A 243-nucleotide genomic window follows, 5' to 3' on the forward strand; every position below is an offset into this window, starting at 1 on the left:
CTTCTAAAAAAGGAGCACGTTCTGTGTCTACTACTTCATCAATACCATTAAAGTTAAGACTAATATCGCTGACATCACAGGAGTCTTCTGGGCAATAAGAAACACCACATTCCGCTTGTGATGTACCAGGGTTTAAAACAAACACACGAATATTAGTTTGTTGTGCATGATATGCTAAAATTTTAGCAAAATCCGATTGTGATGTTAAGGAATAACAAATCATAAAACCGTCGAGAATTGACT

Annotated in this window: 1 pseudogene; it reads right to left on the minus strand. The window is 35.8% G+C overall.

The features are described 5' to 3' along the window. Positions 1–223: pseudogene (locus CWC04_RS19435) on the minus strand (Fe-S biogenesis protein NfuA); the annotation flags it as partial. Positions 224–243 lie beyond the last annotated feature (20 nt).

Origin of the sequence: Pseudoalteromonas sp. S2893 (assembly GCF_005887105.1) — a bacterium.
GTDB classification, from domain to species: domain Bacteria; phylum Pseudomonadota; class Gammaproteobacteria; order Enterobacterales; family Alteromonadaceae; genus Pseudoalteromonas; species Pseudoalteromonas atlantica.